13 protein-coding genes are annotated in these 14442 nt (G+C 76.1%); 9 read left to right on the top strand and 4 right to left on the bottom strand.

Annotated elements, in window-relative coordinates; genetic code table 11:
• Positions 1-99 precede the first annotated feature (99 nt).
• The 4 genes from IPO09_16040 to IPO09_16025 are packed head-to-tail and all read left to right on the top strand — an operon-like array spanning position 100 to position 5651.
• Positions 100-1278, top strand: coding sequence for a DNA polymerase III subunit (locus tag IPO09_16040; GenBank protein ID MBK9518826.1), 1179 nt, complete (start codon positions 100-102; stop codon positions 1276-1278).
• Entirely contained in the window at positions 1268-2713 is a 1446-nt protein-coding gene (locus IPO09_16035) for a DNA polymerase III subunit delta (GenBank protein ID MBK9518825.1), read from the top strand. Before IPO09_16040 ends, IPO09_16035 begins: the two co-directional genes overlap by 11 nt.
• Positions 2710-4842, top strand: coding sequence for a methionine--tRNA ligase (gene metG / locus IPO09_16030; protein MBK9518824.1), 2133 nt, complete (start codon positions 2710-2712; stop codon positions 4840-4842). Before IPO09_16035 ends, metG begins: the two co-directional genes overlap by 4 nt.
• An 11-nt stretch (positions 4843-4853) precedes the next feature.
• Entirely contained in the window at positions 4854-5651 is a 798-nt protein-coding gene (locus IPO09_16025) for a TatD family hydrolase (GenBank protein ID MBK9518823.1), read from the top strand.
• An 18-nt stretch (positions 5652-5669) separates the two neighbouring features.
• Here IPO09_16025 and IPO09_16020 read toward each other — a convergent pair whose 3' ends face one another.
• From IPO09_16020 to IPO09_16010, 3 genes are all read right to left on the bottom strand, one after another.
• Positions 5670-6173, bottom strand: coding sequence for a GNAT family N-acetyltransferase (locus IPO09_16020; protein MBK9518822.1), 504 nt, complete (start codon positions 6171-6173; stop codon positions 5670-5672).
• Complete coding sequence (locus IPO09_16015; protein MBK9518821.1) at positions 6152-6877, bottom strand: HAD family phosphatase; 726 nt, start codon at positions 6875-6877, stop codon at positions 6152-6154. The genes IPO09_16020 and IPO09_16015 overlap by 22 nt, the downstream gene beginning before the upstream one ends.
• A 100-nt stretch (positions 6878-6977) precedes the next feature.
• The gene (locus IPO09_16010; GenBank protein MBK9518820.1) at positions 6978-8579 is read right to left on the bottom strand and encodes an HD domain-containing protein; all 1602 of its coding nucleotides are present in this window, start codon (positions 8577-8579) and stop codon (positions 6978-6980) included.
• Between the two features lie 122 nt (positions 8580-8701).
• Between IPO09_16010 and IPO09_16005 the strand changes: the two genes are divergently transcribed.
• The gene (locus tag IPO09_16005; GenBank protein ID MBK9518819.1) at positions 8702-9337 is read left to right on the top strand and encodes an isochorismatase family protein; all 636 of its coding nucleotides are present in this window, start codon (positions 8702-8704) and stop codon (positions 9335-9337) included.
• Positions 9338-9384: 47 nt separating this feature from the next.
• On the opposite strand, the gene IPO09_16000 is transcribed toward IPO09_16005, so the two are convergent.
• Entirely contained in the window at positions 9385-10032 is a 648-nt protein-coding gene (locus IPO09_16000; protein MBK9518818.1) for an SOS response-associated peptidase, read from the bottom strand.
• A gap of 84 nt (positions 10033-10116) precedes the next feature.
• On the opposite strand from IPO09_16000, the gene IPO09_15995 reads away from it, so the two are divergent.
• From IPO09_15995 to IPO09_15980, 4 genes are all read left to right on the top strand, one after another.
• Complete coding sequence (locus IPO09_15995; protein ID MBK9518817.1) at positions 10117-11817, top strand: hypothetical protein; 1701 nt, start codon at positions 10117-10119, stop codon at positions 11815-11817.
• A complete protein-coding gene (locus IPO09_15990) occupies positions 11810-13156 on the top strand; it encodes a hypothetical protein (protein MBK9518816.1) in 1347 nt (448 codons plus the stop codon). The genes IPO09_15995 and IPO09_15990 overlap by 8 nt, the downstream gene beginning before the upstream one ends.
• 195 nt (positions 13157-13351) lie before the next feature.
• Complete coding sequence (locus tag IPO09_15985; GenBank protein ID MBK9518815.1) at positions 13352-13666, top strand: TraR/DksA C4-type zinc finger protein; 315 nt, start codon at positions 13352-13354, stop codon at positions 13664-13666.
• Between the two features lie 61 nt (positions 13667-13727).
• Positions 13728-14414 carry a radical SAM protein gene (locus IPO09_15980; GenBank protein MBK9518814.1) on the top strand — a complete coding sequence of 229 codons (687 nt, stop codon included), beginning with the start codon at positions 13728-13730 and terminating at the stop codon, positions 14412-14414.
• The last annotated feature ends 28 nt before the right edge of the window (positions 14415-14442 follow it).

Here is a 14442-nt window from a genome sequence, read left to right as displayed (position 1 = left end):
GGCGGGCTCCGGAGGCCACGGATGATACGCCCGGGGAGGGGGCTGTCCACTCCCGGGCGCCTCGGGGTGCCGGGTGGGCGTGGTATCTTCCGCGCCCCGATGCCCTTCGCGGAGGTCAAGGCGCAGGACCGCGCCGTCAGCTCGCTGCGCGCCGCGCTCTCCCGCGGCCAGCTCCACCACGCCTACCTCTTCGGAGGGCCGGCGGGGGTCGGCAAGGCGACCACGGCGCGCCTGCTGGCGCAGGCCGTCAACTGCCAGGGCGGGCCAGGCGAGCCCGGGGACCTCCGCGTCGACCCCTGCGGGGAGTGCGGGCCGTGCCGCAAGATCGCCAGGGGGGTCCACCCGGACGTGCTGGAGCTGCGCACCGAGCGCGAGATGGCGCAGGCCGGGCGCTGGGAGCCCGAGGGTGGGCGGGCCCCGTCGCGCGACATCGTGGTGGCCCAGGTCCGGGACCTGACCGACCGGCGGCTCTCCCTCAGGCTCTTCGAGGGGCGGCGCCGGGTGGTGATCATCGACCCGGCCGACGCCCTCAACCCGCAGGCCCAGAACGCCCTCCTCAAGACCCTGGAGGAGCCGCCGGACGACACCACCCTGGTGCTGGTCTCGGCGACCCCGGACGAGCTGCTGCCCACCGTCCGCAGCCGGTGCCTGCGGGTGGCCTTCGGCCCGCTGCCCGAGGAGGTGGTGGTGGAGGCGCTGCTGGCCCGGGATCGCCAGGATCCCGAGGGGGCGGGCCCGAAGGGTGCCAGGGGCCAGCGCCGCAAGGCCCCCGGCAAGGCCGAGCCGGCCGCCGAGCCGGCCGGTGCCCCGCTCGACCCGGTGGCCGCCGCGCGCACCGCGGCGGCGCTGTCGGGCGGCTCCATCTCGCGGGCGCTGGCCTACGGCGGTCCGCAGGTGCAGGCGCTGGAGCAGTCGGTCCGGGCCGTGGCCGCCCTGCGCGCCGACCGGCCGCTCGGCTGGCTGGCCTTCGCGCGCTCGCTGGGGCGGACCGACGCCGACGGCGCGGAGCTGGACGACGGCACCGACCGGGCCAAGGTGCAGGAGCTGGGGGAGCACCTGCTGGCCTGGTGGCGGGATGTGCTGGCGGTGCAGGCCGGCGGGGCGCCGCTGCTGGCCGCCCTGGCGGCCGAGACCCGCCTGGTGGCCGCGGCCCTGCCGCCCCAGGAGGCCCTGCGGCGCCGCGCCGGCGTCGAGCGGCTGCTCAGGGCCCTGGGCCAGAACGCCGCCGGCCCGCTGGCGGTGGAGCGCATGCTCATCGGGTGGTTCGATGGCCGGTAAGCCCTGGGGCGCGCCGCGCGAGGAGGGGCCGGGCCCGGCCGAGCAGCTGGAGGCCTGCCTGGCGGAGGCGCGGGAGGGCCGGCCGCTGGCGGTCTACCTGCTCGACGGGGACGCCTTCCTCTCGCTGCGCGCCGCCCGCGAGCTGTGCCACGCCCTGGTGCCGGAGGCGCAGCGCAGCCTCAACCTGGTCGAGCTGGACACCGCCGCCTCGCCGGCCGAGGTGGCCGCCGAGGTGGAGACGCGCGGCCTCTTCTCGGTGGGGCGCAAGGTGGTGCTGGTGCAGGAGCCGGCCTTCCTCACCTCCAAGGAGGAGGTGCAGGAGTCCTTCGAGAAGGCGCGCGCCCAGTGGCGCGAGGGGCGGCAGCGCGAGGCGGCCCGCCGGCTGCTGGCGCTGGTCGCCAAGGCGGGCTTCCAGGCCACCGACCTGGTGCCGGCGGCGCTGGCCGGCGGCCTGGGGCCGCTGGAGCAGGAGCCCCGCGACAAGGAGCTGGCCAAGGCGCTCAAGGCGCTGGCCCGGGACCTGCGGGCCGAGTTCGGCTTCACCCTCTCCGACGACGACCTGGAGTTCGTGGTGCGGGCCGGGAAGTTCGCCCTGGAGCGCGAGCTCAAGGTGGCCCGCGACGACTCGGCCGCCCTGGACGCCGCGCTGGAGCGCGGCCTGCCGCCCGGCCACGTGCTGGTGGTGGCGGCCGGCAAGGTGGACGCCACGCTGCCGCTGGTGAAGAAGCTGGCGGCGGCCGGCCGGCGGGTCAAGGTGGCGGTGGCCCGCGAGGCCAACTTCGGGGCCAAGGTGATCCTGGGGCCCACCGTGCGGCTGCTGCTGCAGGGCAGCGGCAAGCAGGTGGACGAGGGCGCGGTGGCGCAGCTGGCCGAGTGCGTCGACGGCGACGCCCGCACCCTGGCCCAGGAGCTCCAGAAGCTGGTGGCCTTCGTGGGCGACCGCGCCGTCATCACCGCGGCCGACGTGGCCGAGGTGGTGGTGCGCACCGCCGAGGACCAGTTCTTCGCCCTGGGCAACGCCGTCGAGGAGCGCTCGCTGGAGGAGGCCCTGCTGGTGGTGGACCGGTCGCTGGGCGGCGGCGGCTCCCCGCACATGCTGCTGGCCTCGCTGGCCAGCACGGTGCGGCGGCTGCTGCTCGAGAAGGAGCGGGCCCGCGCGGTGGTGGGCGAGCGGCGCCTCGGCTCGCCGCGCGACTGGGAGGCGCAGGTCTTCCCCACCATCCCGGCCGCCGAGGTGGGCAAGAAGAAGCCCTTCGGCTTCTGGATGAAGTACCAGGCCTCCACCCGCTTCGAGCGCGGCGAGCTCATGGGCGGGCTGGTGGCGCTGCACGAGGCCGACGTGGCCATGAAGAGCGGGCAGGACGGGCGCCTCGCGCTGGAGCGGGCGCTGCTCGGGCTGCTGGCGCCGACCGCACAGGACAGGAGAGCACCGTGACCACCCGCCGGCTCATCACCAGCGCGCTGCCCTACGCCAACGGCCCCATCCACCTGGGCCACATGGTGGAGCACGTCCAGACCGACGTCTACGTGCGCTACCTGCGGCTCATCGGCGACGACGTCACCTGGATCTGCGCCGCCGACGCCCACGGCACGCCCATCGAGGTGAACGCCGGCAAGGCCGGGATGGAGCCGGCCGCCTTCGCCGAGCAGCACCGGCAGGACCAGGACCGGACCTTCCGCCGGTTCGGCATCGCCCACGACACCTACTACACCACCCACTCCGACGAGAACCGGCGCTGGGCCTACCGGATCTACGACGCCCTCAAGGCGCGCGGGCTCATCTACAAGCGGTCGGTGGAGCAGCTGTACTGCGAGACCGACCGGCGCTTCCTGCCGGACCGCTTCGTCAAGGGCACCTGCCCCAAGTGCGGCGCGGCCGACCAGTACGGCGACGTCTGCGAGCGCTGCGGCACCACCTACGATCCGCGCGAGCTGGTGGCGCCGGCCTGCGCCCTGTGCCAGAGCACCCCGGTGGTGCGCGCCAGCGACCACGCCTACGTCGACCTGCGCCGGCCGGAGGTCACGGCCATCATCCGCGCCTGGGTCGAGGGGGAGGGGCACCTGGAGCCGGCGGTGCGCCAGCAGGTCCACGGGTGGCTGGAGGACCTGCAGGACTGGTGCATCACCCGCGACGCCCCGTACTTCGGCTTCCCGGTGAACGACCCCGACTTCCCCGGCAAGTTCCTCTACGTCTGGATGGACGCCCCCATCGGCTACCTCTCCAGCGGCGAGCACCACTTCGCCGAGGAGGCGCCGGCCGGGCGCCGCCTGACCCCGGCCGAGTACGAGGCCCGCTACCTGGCCGAGGGGGCTCCGTCCCGGCTGGAGCACGTCATCGGCAAGGACATCCTGCGCTTCCACGCCGTCTTCTGGCCCGCCATGCTGTGGGCGGCCGGCCTCAAGCGGCCGGACCGGATGGTGGTGCACGGCCACCTGACCGTGAACGGCGAGAAGATGTCGAAGTCGCGCGGCACCTTCATCAACGCCAGCACCTACCTGGAGTCGGGCCTGGACCCCGAGCTGCTGCGCTACTTCCTCTGCGCCAACCTGGGCGCCGGGGTGGGGGACCTGGACCTCTCGCTCGAGGAGTTCCGCAACCGCATCAACGCCGACCTGGCCAACAACCTGGCCAACCTGGCCTCCCGGGTGGCGGCGCTGGTGGCCCGCTCGCCGGGGCCCATCGGCGGCCCCACCGACCCGGAGATCGGGGAGGCGGTGCGCCTGGCGCTGACCGGCGCGCGCGCCGCCTACCTGGGCCTGGAGCTGCGCGAGGTGGTCCGGCTGGTGAGCCAGGCGGCCTCGGTCTGCAACCGCCGGGTCCAGGAGGCCAAGCCCTGGGAGGCACCCACCTCGCCGGAGAGCCAGGCCCTGCTGGCCTCGCTGGGCCAGGCGCTGCAGGGGCTCTCGGTGGCCCTGCACCCCATCATGCCGGTCTTCACCACCCGCCTGGCGGCCGCCTTCGGCCTCCCGGCCCTGCCGCCCTGGACCGAGGGGTGGCAGCCGTTCGACGGCCGGCCGCTGGCCGCCGCCGGCAAGCCGCCGCAGATCGCCCGGCTCGAGGCCAGCCAGGTGGAGCGGCTCATCACCGGCCAGGCGGGGGGCGGGCCTGCCGCGCCATCCGACCCTGCCAGGGCGGGCCAGGTCGCCAAGGCGGCCAAGGTGGCCAAGGCGGCCAGCCCGAGCGAGGGGGCGGCCAAGGCCAGCGCCCGGCCGGCGCCCGAGCCCCCGGTCTTCGGGATCATCCAGTACGAGGACTTCGCCAGGGTGGAGCTGCGCGTCGGGCTGGTGCGCGCCGCGGCGGCGGTCCCCAAGGCCGACAAGCTGCTCGAGCTCTCGGTCGACGTGGGCGAGGCCGCGCCGCGCACCATCGTGGCCGGCATCGCCCTGGCCTACCCGGACCCGGCCGCGCTGGTGGGGAAGCGCATCGTGGTGGTGGCCAACCTGGCGCCGCGCCCGCTGCGCGGCATCACCTCGCAGGGGATGCTGCTGGCGGCCGGCGAGGCGCCCGCCCTGCAGCTGGTCACGGTGGGCGAGGGGATCGCTCCGGGCACGCGGGTCAAGTGAGCGGCGCGGCCATGGACCTGGTCGACTCCCACGCCCACCTCGACGCCGAGGAGCTCCGCGACGACCTCGACGCCGTGGTGGCGCGCGCCGCCTCGGCCGGGGTCGGGCAGGTGGTGGTCATCGGGCTGTGGCGCGCCCCGGGCGACTTCGGCAACGCGCTGGCGCTGGCCACCAGCCGCCCCGCCACCTTCGCCGCCACCATCGGCGTCCACCCGCACGAGTGCGCCAGGGTGCCCGAGGCCGACTGGCTGGCCAGCGCGGCGCTGGCGCGGGACCCGCGGGTGGTGGGGGTGGGGGAGACCGGCCTCGACTTCCACTACGACCTCTCGCCGCGCGACGCGCAGGAGGCCGCCTTCCGGCGCTCGCTGGGCATCGCCCGGGCGGCCGGCAAGCCGGTGGTGATCCACCTGCGCGAGGCCGACGAGGCGGCGGCGCGGGTGCTCCGCGAGGAGGGGATCCCGTCGGCCGGCGGGGTGGTCCACTGCTTCACCGGCGACGCGGCGGCGGCCCGCACCTGGCTGGATCTCGGCCTGTACATCTCGGTGGCGGGCATCGTCACCTTCCGGACCGCCGGGGCCATCCGCGAGGCGGTGGCGCTGGTGCCGCACGACCGGCTGCTGGTGGAGACCGACAGCCCGTTCCTGGCCCCGGTGCCCCTGCGTGGCACGCTGAACGAGCCGGCCAACGTGGCCCACGTGGCGCGCGCGGTGGCCGGGATCTGGGGGCTGCCGGAGGCCGAGGTGGCGGCCCTCACCAGCGCCAACACCCGGCGGCTCTTCCGGCTGGCGGCGCCGGCGGCCAGCGGATAGCGCGAGGCCGGGCCGCGGCTAGAGGGCGCGCCGCATCTTCACCACCACCTGCTCCCGGCCGCCCGCCTGCTGGCAGGCCAGGCCGGTCTCCTGGTAGCCCTCGCGGGCCCAGAAGCGCAGCGCCCCGGCGTTCTCCTGCTGCACGCAGAGCTGCACCCCCTGGGCGCCGCGGCCGCGCACCCAGGCCAGCACCGCGGCGTGGAAGCCGGCGCCCATGCCCACCCCGCGCAGGGTGGGCTCGAGGATCATGGTGCCGAGCCAGTACTCGCCGACCAGCGGGTGGTCGGCGGTGACGTCCACCGCGCCCACCAGCCGCTCCTCGTCGTCGAGCAGGCCGAAGACCACCTTGTCGCCGGGCGCCCGGCCGGGGACGTTCTCCTGGTGCAGCCAGCGCTCCGCCTGGTCCGGGCGGGGCGGCGCCCCCTGCACCAGCTGGAAGAAGGCGGCGCAGCGCTCGAAGAGCGCCTGCAGCGCGTGCAGGTCGGCGGCGCCCAGCTCGACTAGCCGTCCCAGCTGCCCCATTCGTCCGCCCCCTCGCTCTCCGCCCCCGGGCGGCTCCGGTCGCTCCAGGTGACCACCTGCCAGCCGCGCTGCTCGGCCACCTCGCGGAAGGGCGGCTTGGGGTTGACCACCACCGGGTGGCCGACCGCCTCGAAGAGCGGGGTGTCGGCCTGGGAGTCACTGTAGAGCCAGGAGCGGGACAGGTCGAGGTCCCACTGCTCGCAGATCCGCTCCACCGCCTCGCGCTTCCCCTCGCGGAAGACCACCGGTGGGAGGATCTGGTCGGTGGCGCGGCCGTCGACGATGCGGGTGCGGGTGCCGATGGCGGCGTGGACCCGCAGGTGGGCGCCCACCTCGTCGATGATGTACTGGGGCGACCCGGAGGCCAGCAGCACGAAGTGGCCGGAGAGCAGGTGCTTGCGGATCTGGCGCAGCGCCCCGCTGGTGATGCGCTTGCGCAGGTGGCGCTCGAAGCAGGCGTGGGCGTGGGCCTTGAGCTCGTCGGCCCGCAGCCCCTGGTGGCACTGGCTGCCGACCTCCACCATGTCGAGCTCGCCCAGCCGGTGGCGGGCGTACTCGTAGATGATGCGCGGGATGCGCGAGCGCATCTCCGGCCGCATCACCTTCTCGCGGTAGAGGTACCAGGTGAAGATGGTGCCGGCGTTGCCGTCGAGCAGCGAGTCGTCCACGTCGAAGACCGCCGCGGTCCGGCCGAACGGAACCATCGACCACCTGTAACACGCCGCCCGGCGGCGCGCCCGCCGCGGCGCGGCAGCCGGCCGGGGACCACGGAGGGTCCGGGCCGGCGCCGCGTGGCGAAGGCGACTAGGAGGCGGAGGGCTCGCCCTCGGGCGGGGCGGACGGCGGGGTCCCCTCGGAGGCGGGAGCCGACTGGGGCTCGGGCGCCGGCGGCGCCGGCTCGGGAGGCGCCTGGGGGGCCGCCACGGCCTCCGGCGGCGCCTCGGCCGCGGGCTTGGCCTCGGCCTCGCCCAGCTTGGCGGCCAGGGCCGCGAAGGGGTTGTGGGTCAGGCTCTTGGGCTTGTCGCTGCGCGGGGTCTGTGGGCCGCGGTCGCCCGGGAGGCGCGGGCCGGTGTAGCCCTTCTTCTTGTCGCCGGGGCCGCCGAATGAGCCGGGGCCGCCGCGGTGGCCGCCGCGGTCCACCGGGCGCTCGGGGCGTTCCGGGCGCGCCTCGTGGCGAGGTGCGGCCGCCGGGGCCTCGGCCCTGGGGGCCTCGGCTGCGCCGCCCTCGGCGGGGCGCTCCTCGGCCTTCCGCTCGGGCCGCTCGGCCCGCTCCGGCCGGTCGGCGCGCGGCGCCTGGGCGGGCCGGGGCTTCTTGTCCGGGCGCTTCTTCTGCTGGACCTGCCCCTGCGTCGAGCCGTCCCTCGGCACGTAGATCACCGGGGTGAGGGCCTCAGGGGGAGGCCCCTTCTTCTCGGCCTGGGTGGTGGGCAGCGCGCCACGCCAGATGGACTGCTCGTAGACGTTGTTGGAGTCGGTCCAGCGGCGGTTGCCGCCCTCGCGCCCCATCAGGTTGAGCCAGCTGTTGACCCGGCTGTCGATCTCGTCGAGGTAGTGCACCAGCAGCGCCTCGAGCGTCATCGGCACCTTGGGCGAGCCGTACTCCTGCTTGCCGTGGTGGGCCAGCACCAGGTGCACCAGGTGGTGCTCCAGCTCGCGGGGCACGCCGATGCGGCGGGCCTTGTCGTGGATCCACTGGGCGGTCATCACCAGGTGGCCGACCAGCTTGCCCTCGTCGGTGTACTCGGCGTTGCGCTCGCCGGCCAGCTCGCGCACCTTGCCGATGTCGTGGAAGAAGGCGCCGGCCACCAGCAGGTCGCGATCCACCTGCGGGTACTGGTCGGCCAGCCGGTGGGCCAGCTTGATGGTGGCGACGGTGTGCTCCAGCAGGCCGCCGGCGTAGGCGTGGTGCACCGTCTTGGCGGCCGCCGAGCGGCGGAAGCGGGCGGCGAAGTCCTCGTCGGCCAGGAAGGCGGCGATGAGGGACTTCACGTTGGGATCGACCACCGCGTCCACCAGGACCAGCAGCTCCTTCCAGTGGACGTCGTCCACCTCGGTGGGCGCCGGGCGCTCGGGCTTCTTGGGCTCGGGCGGCGCCACCCAGATGAACTCGGCGGCGTCGAGGCCGGCCGGGTCCACCTTGGTGGCGGTCTCGACCCGCAGCTGCGGGCGGCCCTGGAAGGTGCCGACCAGCCCCTCGACCTCGACGAAGTCCTTCTCCTCGAAGGCCGCGCCGAGCTCCTCGAGCTTGTCGAAGGCGCGGGCCTCCAGCTCACCCGTCCGGTCGGTGAAGGTGGCGGCCAGGTACGTCTTGCCGCTCTTGGCGGTGGGCGTGGCCTTGCGGGCGACGAGGAAGACGCTCTTCAGCCGGTCCCCCTCCTTCACGTCCTTGACCCAGGTCTTGTCCATAGGCGGCGGAAGCTAGCCCAGAGCGTGCGCGGAGACAACCTGGAACCCGCCGGGAAAGCCTGATGATTCGGGGCTCCGGCGCGGCGCGCGGCGGGCCCGGGCCAGGGGTATCATCCGCCCCCATGCCACTCCATCCGCTGCGCGATGCCCTCCTCGTCGTCGACCTGCAGCGCGACTTCCTGCCCGGGGGGGCGCTGGGGGTGGCCGGCGGCGCCCAGGTGGTGGCCCCCATCGCCGCGCTGGCGCCCCGCTTCGGCGTGGTGGTGGCCACCCAGGACTGGCATCCGCCGGGCCACGTCTCCTTCGCCTCGAGCCACCCGGGCGCGGCGCCGTTCACCACGCTCCAGCGGCCGCAGGGGCCCCAGGAGCTCTGGCCGGACCACTGCGTCAGGGCCTCGCCGGGCGCGGCGCTGGACCCGTCCCTGCCGGACGCGGCGGTGACGCTGCTGCTGCGCAAGGGGACGCGCCTGGAGGTGGACTCCTACTCCGCCTTCCGGGAGAACCTGGGCCCGGACGGGGCTCGCCCGACCACCGGGCTGGGGGCCTGGCTGCGGGCCCGCGGCGTGTCCCGGGTGTTCCTGTGCGGCCTGGCCCGCGACTTCTGCGTCCGCTTCAGCGCCGAGGACGCTGCAGCCGAGGGGTTCGAGGCGGTGGTGCTCGACGACCTGACCCGGGCCGTCTTCCCGGCGCAGGCGGCGGCCACCGACGCCGCCTTCCAGGCCGCCGGGGTCCGGCTCGGGTCGAGCAGGGAGGTCTGAGGTCGAGGTCGCGGTCGAGGTCCCGGTCGCGGTCGAGGTCGGGTCGCTCAGAAGAGCGACCCCTGCTCGGGCGCCTCCAGGCACTCCGGCCCGTCCACTCGCGGGGAGTTCACCCGCGGCGAGACCAGCCGGGCCGCCAGCGCCCCCGGCGCCGAGGGCGGCAAGGCCGGCGGCGGCCCCTCGGCCAGCCAGGCCTCCAGGGCCTCCGGTGGCACCAGCACGGGCATCCGGTCGTGCAGCCGCGCCACCGGCGCCACCGCCCCGCAGGTGAGGATGGCGAAGGCCGGCTGCCCGTCGGAGCCAGGGCCCGACACCGCCGCCAGCAGCAGCGGCGCCCCGTCGGGGCGGTGGAACCAGCTGGGCCGGCGCGCCGCGGGGGGACCTTCCCACTCGTAGAACCCGTCGGCCGGCACCACTGCCCGGCCCTGCCGCAGCGCCTCGCGGAAGGCCGGCCTGGCGGCGGCGGTCTCGGCGCGGGCGTTCAGGTGGAGGGCGCCGTGGGCGGCCGGCAGGCCGAAGGTCGCCAGCGCCAGCCGGCGCGCGCCCGCCGGGCCGCGCAGCAGCGGCGCCCGCTGCCCGGGCGCCACGTTGAAGCGCGGCCGCCAGCCCGCCAGCAGGGCCGCGTCCACCTCGGCGCCCCAGGCGCGGGCCAGGGCGGCGATGTCGGAGAGGGTGAGCGAGAAGCGGCCGCACATCGCTCGATCATACTCGTCACCGGGTCGTGTGCTTGACGCCCTCCGGGGCGGGGGGTTCACTTCCGTGGAGAAAGCGGAGGTTCGATGACGCAGCCCCAGCCGCCATCCCCCGGCGCCCCCGCCGGCCCGGCGCACGACCCGGAGCGGGCTCCGCTGGCCACCTCGGCCGCCGGCCAGGCCGCCGCCGCCTTCGTGCTGGCGCTCTCCAAGGCGGCGCGCTCCTTCACGCTCTACGATCCGGGCAACGCCGTGGTGCGCCAGTTCCTGGCCGACTACCAGCGCAAGGCCGAGGCGGTCACCGCCGCCGGGGCGCTGGTGGTCGAGGTGCTGCCCTTCGACCTGCTGCGGGAGGGCGAGGCGGTGTACCGCGAGGAGGACCGCGAGCGGTCGCTGGCCTTCCGGCTCTTCCGCGACGGGGTGCGCCGGCTCACCTTCCAGCCGGGCCTGCCCTGGTCCGAGCTGCTGCACTTCCTCCAGCTCATGGCCATCCGGGCCACCGGGATCCGCCAGCAGGAGGAGGACCTGGTCACCATGCTGCGCAAGGCGGAGTTCTCCGGGATCTCCTTCGCCGCGGTGGAGGGCTTCACCCCGGAGGAGGACAACCCGGAGCCCGCCGAGCAGCGCCGCCGGGCCGGCCAGGGGGCTGCCACGCCGGCCGGCTTCGACACCCCGTTCCCCCTCCTGCCGCCGCCCGGGCCCATCACCTACCGCGAGGTGGGCGGGGAGGCGCTGGCGCCGCTCCGGGCCGAGGAGGGGCCGGAGACCCTGGCCCCCCACGCCCTGCGGCTGGCGGCGCTGCTGCTGCAGGAGGCCGGCCGGGGCGGGGTGGCGCCGCGCGAGGCGCAGCAGTTCCTCTGCGAGGTGCGCGACTTCCTCATCGCCGATGGCGCGCTGGCGGCGCTGGCGGCGCTGGCCGACCTGGCCGGGCGGCAGCCGGCCGGCCCGCTGCGCGACGACCTGCTGCGGGCGCTGGGCGACGCGCGGGTGCTGGAGGCGGTGGTGGCCGCGGTCCCGCCGGGCTCGATGGACCTGCCGCCGGAGGCGGCCCGCCTGCTGCCGCTGGTGCCGGCCGAGGCGGCCCTCGACCTGCTGGCCGGCGAGGCCGATCCGGCCCGCCGTCACGTGCTGCTGCACATCGCCGAGAGCCGGCTGCCGGCCGACGCCGACGTCATCGTGGCGCGCCTGGCGGCGCTCGAGCCGCAGGCCGCCCGCGCCCTCATCCAGGCCATCGTGGCGCGGGCGCCGGACCGGGCGGCGGCGGCCGCGGCGGCCCTGCTGGAGCACCGCGACCACACCCTGCAGGTGGAGGCGCTGCGGGCCATGGAGGCCGCCGAGGGCGAGGTGCCGCTGGAGCGGCTGCTCCGGCTGCTGCACGCCGACCAGGAGCCGGTGCGCATCGCCGCGGCGCAGGTGCTGGAGCGGCGCGGCCAGGCGGCCGCCTTCCCGGCGGTCCAGGAGGCGCTCACCGCCCGCAAGGGGCTGTCGCACGAGGAGGCCTCGGCCCTGGGGCGGGCGCTCTGCCAGCTGCACCCGGCCCGCGCCGCCGAGCTCTTCGCCGAGTGGCTCCGGCCCAGGAAGGGGCTGCTGGGCCGGCTGGCCGGCGGCGGCGCCGACGAGTCGCTGCAGTGGGCCGCGGTGGCCGGGCTGGGCGCCCACCCGGCGCCGGAGGCGGTGTCCCAGCTGGAGGCGGTGGCCAAGGGGGCCGACGAGGCCCTGCGCCGCCACTGCTTCGCCACGCTGGCGCGGCGCCGCCACCAGGCCGCGCAGGGGGTCCGCCATGGATGAGCTGGCGCGCGCGCAGCAGGCGCTGGGGCGGGCCCTGGGACGGGCCCGGGCCGGCGAGGACCGGGAGCTGGCGCAGAAGGTCCGGGAGGGCGGCGAGCAGCTGGCCCACATGCTGAACGGCCTGCTCAAGCTGACCCGCACCCACGCCCCCGACAACCGGGCCTTCGACGCCCCGGTGGCCGAGTTCGGGAGGGCCCTGGCCTCGCTGGGCGACCTGCTCGGCACGGTGCACCTGGTCACGGTGGAGGACCAGGTCTACGTCAACGACATCCGGGTGCGCGGCGAGGTCCGCGGCGGGCAGAAGGACCTGGGCTCGGAGCTGCGCCGCCACAACACCGGCGGGCTCTCCTTCCACGCCGCGCTGGAGCCGGAGCAGATCCGGGCGCTGGTGGCGGGGCTGGCCGGCGCCGCCGCGGCCAGCGCGCCGCGCCGCTCGCTGGGCGACTGGCTGGCGCAGCACGGGGCGGCCTCGGTGGAGCTGTCCGGCATCTACCGGTTCCGCGCCGTGCGGTCGGACGGCGACGCCCCGCGGCGCGATCCGGGCGAGGTGCTGGCGCAGCTCCTGCTGCAGGTGGAGGAGACCTTCCAGAACGTGGCCGCCGGGCGGGTGCTCAACCCGCTGCCGCTGCGCCGCAGCGTCATCGAGGCGCTGGAGGCGGGCCTCTCGGCCCCGGCCTTCTGGCTCGGCTTCCCCGACTGCCCGCCCCACGCGGCGCACGCCGTGCAGGTGGCCCTGGTGGCGCTGGTGCTGGGCAAGGAGGCCGGGCTGCCGGCGGGCTTCCTGCAGGACCTCGGCATCTCGGCGCTGGTCCACGACGCCGGCTACCTGGCGCCCGAGGTGGGCGAGGGGCCGGCTGCGCTGGGGCGCCACTCGGTGCAGGGGGCGCGCATCGTGCTGCGCCAGCGCGGCTTCTCCGAGGCCAAGCTGCGCCGCCTGCGCGCCGTGCTGGAGCACCACCGGGACTTCGCCGACCCGGCGCAGCGCCCGTCCACCATGGGGTCGATCCTGCGGCTGGCCGAGGACTACACCAACGTGATCCGACTCTACGGGGCCAAGGTGACGCGGCCCGACGCGCTGGGCGCCATGCTCAAGGCGGGCGGCAGGCTCTACCACCCGGCGCTGGCGCAGCTGCTCGTCAACGCCCTGGGGCGCTATCCGCCCGGCACCTTGCTCGAGCTCGGGGACGGGACGCTGGCCCGCTCGACGGCCCCGGCGCGCGGGGCGGACCTGTGGGACCGGCCGCTGGTGCGGCGCCTCGATCCGGCCACCCGCCAGCCCACCGGTGCCCTGCTCGACCTGGCCGCTGGCGGTCAGGTCCGGCGGGCGCTGCCGGGATAAGGGGCCGGCGGCGGGCACCTGCCGGCGGCGGCGGTGAGGGGCCGGCCTCCGGGCGAGGCGACACCTCCGGGCGCGGGAGGGGGGGATGTGCGCAACCGGTGCGCTGGCCGATTCCGGTGCGCCAGGTTTGCGGTCGAGGCCCTTGGAAACACTGCGTAAATTCCCGGCACGGGGCGTGCTTTGGAGGTGCCTGTCATGATCGGGTACGAGTCCGAGGCCAGGGAGTTCCTCATCCGCCGCCGCAGCACGCTCCACCGCCAGGTGGGCCTGCCGCCGGGCGGCGATCCGGCGGCGCGGTGGGTCGACTACGAGGCCACGCCCGAGCCCATCTCCGAGCCCGTCCGGCGCGAGCTGGCCGAGATCGACGGCGCCCTGCGCCGCATGACCGACGGCAGCTACGGCACCTGCCAGGCGTGCGGCGGGCCCATGGGACTGCAGCGCATCCGCGCCATCCCCGAGGCGCGCTTCTGCGTGGGCTGCAGCGGGCAGGAGCTGGCCGAGGCGGAGTGAGCCCGGGCCGACCCCCGCCGCCGTGGCGCCCGGGGGCCGCGGCTGCTATCACCCGGGCGCCGTGACCGCCCCCCCACAGCCCGCGCCGGTGCTCGCCTATCCGCTCGGCGACGCGCTCTACCTCAACGTCACCAGCGGCTGCACGCTGGCCTGCCTCTTCTGCCCGAAGATCCGGGACGGCGACTTCTCGGTGGGCGGCTTCGACCTGAAGCTGGAGCGCAACCCGACGGCCGACGAGGTCTGGGCGGCGGCCGTCGAGGCTGGCCTGGCGGGGCGCTCGGAGGTGGTCTTCACCGGCTTCGGCGAGCCCACCCGCCGCCTCGAGGTGGTCCTCGACCTGGCGAGGCGGCTCAAGGCGGCCGGGGTGCGCCGGGTGCGGGTGGACACCGACGGGCTGGCCTCGCTGCGCGAGGGACGCGACGTGCCGCCCGAGCTGGCCGCAGCCGGGGTGGACGCCGTCTCGGTCTCGCTCAACGCGGCCGACGGGGCCACCTACGCGCGGGTCTGCCCGAGCCGCTACGCCGAGGCCGCCTACCCGGCGGTGAAGGCCTTCATCACCAGCGCGGTGGCCTGCCTGCCCGAGGTGGCGGCCAGCGTGGTGGCCATGCCCGGGATGGTGGAGGCCGACTGCCGCGCCGTGGCGGAGGGGCTGGGGGCGCGTTTCCGCTGGCGCCCATACGACCGGCTCGGGCGGATCGACGCACCCCCGGAGGGGGCAACCCCGGCGCCGGCCGGCGCAAACTCGTAGTGTCCGCCAGACGGGTGAGGCCGCGAAC

This window comes from Anaeromyxobacter sp. (assembly GCA_016718565.1).
Classification (GTDB): Bacteria; Myxococcota; Myxococcia; order Myxococcales; family Anaeromyxobacteraceae; genus JADKCZ01.
Note: the sequence above shows the minus strand (reverse complement) of the source record. Positions and strands in the feature narration are given on the sequence as shown.